Below are 1,695 nucleotides of genomic sequence, written 5' to 3' on the forward strand. Positions count from 1 at the left end.
GGTTGCGCCCCGTTAAAGTCCACGGTCACCCCGCTGACTTTTAAGTCAGCCCCGATGTGCAGCAAGGAGCCGTCAACGCCTGCCACAAAAGGGATAACCGAGGTGAAAAGCACAATGTCTTCCACATCAGACGGATTCGTGACGGTCAGGGCAATAAACTCTGTGCCCATGTCAAAGACATAGCCACGCGGGAGAAACACCGAGGTCTCACCCACAATCACAGAGACCTCTTTGCCCTCTTTGAGCATCAGGTAACGCCCGATAGCTTGAATGCGTTGGGTCTGTCCCTGGGGCAAATGCAGTTCAATCAGCACGGTTTATCTCCTTCCCAAAATGAGGATTAAGGCCACTATCACGACACCTATCACGCCATACAGCACCACTTGACTGTCAAGGAACTCACTGACACCGCCCGTGTTATCGTTGCGGATGGTCTTTTGAATGCCTTCCAGTAGCTTAACGTTGTTACTGGCTTGCTGACCTTGTAGGCCTGACAAGGTATCGAGCGAGCGGTTGCTTTGCTCTGTGATAGCGTCAAGGGCACGGTTATTTTGTGCACTGAACGCCTCCATTGCCGTATCCGCTAAGGTGCTATAGGTGTCAAAGGCTTCATCGACCACACCTGCATTGACGCTTAACGCCTTGGCCGTGGTGCCTTCCACTGTCTTAATGGCCGTATCAACGCTGTCGAACGCTTCATCTGCGACACCTGCAGCAAAGTCAAAACTTTGCTTAATCGCCCCACCATCAAGCACATTGTTGATGTTGGTATTGGTGGTGCTGCTTCGTTGCGAGCTTTTAGAACGACTCATGGCAACGCCTCCAACTTCACCCGAAAGGCACCGTTGTCAAACCCTTCACCGTGTATTTCCACAGGGTGATAGGGACGCCAAAAGCGCACAATGGCTTTTTCGACATCTGCCACATGAAACCGCACCGTCTTTGCGCCTGCGCGTTTGGCGGTAGCCAGAATGTGGTCAAGATGGTGTTTCGCCCCCTTGCCAAGGGTCGCCATCCAAACCAGCTCCGTGCCTTCGCTGCGTATAACAATATCGAGACCGTCAAACCGCCACAGCTCGCCAAGGCTGGTTAGCTCTTGAACGATGGCAGGGGTAAAGCCTGCCTGGGTAAACCGCGCAACGTGCTCCTGTGTCCAGTTCAAGCGAACGGGGTTTATTTTTGCTTGAGCCATACCACCCCCAATATCAGCACCACAGCGGCAATGACGTACAACGCCGTATTGCTGCCGCTCGCCCCTTGGTTGTTGTTAAAGGTGACGCTTCCTCCTGCACTGCCGCCGTGAAAGTCGCCGTTCTTGGCAGACGAAGGGCCCCCACTGATCCCCCCGCCACCCGTATCAATGCCGCCGCCAATACCGGGTATCATGAGAGCCACCCTTTACGCCAAAGAATAAACAGGACAACCACCACAAGAATGAGCGTGGTGTAGGGTGGGCGGCTAGGCTGACTGGCCGTCGCGCCCAGCGCTACCGCATCCTTTGTCCACCATGCGCCTGCAATGAGGCCGCCTAGACCGAGAAATAACAAAGGCATCCGCGTCTCCTTATTTCTTGAAAATGATGAACAGCGCAATCAGCACCACCAGTGCACCGCCGCCAACGAGGTAAAGCCGTTGACGCTGCGCGGCCTGTTTGTCTTCTCTGGCGGTTTGGTTGGCCGCATCAATGCGCGCTTG

Annotated in this window: 5 protein-coding genes; all 5 read right to left on the reverse strand. The window is 54.6% G+C overall.

Annotated features, from left to right (window positions below):
• Positions 1 to 314, reverse strand: a 314-nt coding sequence (locus B5D35_RS23590) for a hypothetical protein (protein ID WP_139367870.1), incomplete at its 3' end; no start/stop codon positions are given.
• Between the two features lie 3 nt (positions 315 to 317).
• Positions 318 to 812 (reverse strand): hypothetical protein, encoded by a 495-nt coding sequence (locus B5D35_RS23595; RefSeq protein WP_078754827.1) that lies wholly within the window; start codon positions 810 to 812, stop codon positions 318 to 320.
• Complete coding sequence (locus B5D35_RS23600; RefSeq protein WP_078754828.1) at positions 809 to 1,192, reverse strand: hypothetical protein; 384 nt, start codon at positions 1,190 to 1,192, stop codon at positions 809 to 811. Before B5D35_RS23600 ends, B5D35_RS23595 begins: the two co-directional genes overlap by 4 nt.
• Complete coding sequence (locus tag B5D35_RS23605; RefSeq protein ID WP_078754829.1) at positions 1,174 to 1,386, reverse strand: hypothetical protein; 213 nt, start codon at positions 1,384 to 1,386, stop codon at positions 1,174 to 1,176. Before B5D35_RS23605 ends, B5D35_RS23600 begins: the two co-directional genes overlap by 19 nt.
• Positions 1,383 to 1,553: a hypothetical protein gene (locus B5D35_RS24495; RefSeq protein ID WP_157828490.1), complete on the reverse strand. Its 171-nt coding sequence runs from the start codon at positions 1,551 to 1,553 to the stop codon at positions 1,383 to 1,385. Before B5D35_RS24495 ends, B5D35_RS23605 begins: the two co-directional genes overlap by 4 nt.
• Positions 1,554 to 1,695: the final 142 nt, after the last annotated feature.

Source organism: Enterovibrio nigricans DSM 22720, from assembly GCF_900167155.1.
GTDB classification, from domain to species: domain Bacteria; phylum Pseudomonadota; class Gammaproteobacteria; order Enterobacterales; family Vibrionaceae; genus Enterovibrio; species Enterovibrio nigricans.

What these genes read in the sequence shown, in the direction of transcription:
- B5D35_RS23595 (WP_078754827.1), bottom strand. Translation starts at nt 812, where the DNA reads ATGAGTCGTTCTAAAAGCTCGCAACGAAGCAGCACCACCAATACCAAC.
- B5D35_RS23600 (WP_078754828.1), bottom strand. Translation starts at nt 1,192, where the DNA reads ATGGCTCAAGCAAAAATAAACCCCGTTCGCTTGAACTGGACACAGGAG.
- B5D35_RS23605 (WP_078754829.1), bottom strand. Translation starts at nt 1,386, where the DNA reads ATGATACCCGGTATTGGCGGCGGCATTGATACGGGTGGCGGGGGGATC.
- B5D35_RS24495 (WP_157828490.1), bottom strand. Translation starts at nt 1,553, where the DNA reads ATGCCTTTGTTATTTCTCGGTCTAGGCGGCCTCATTGCAGGCGCATGG.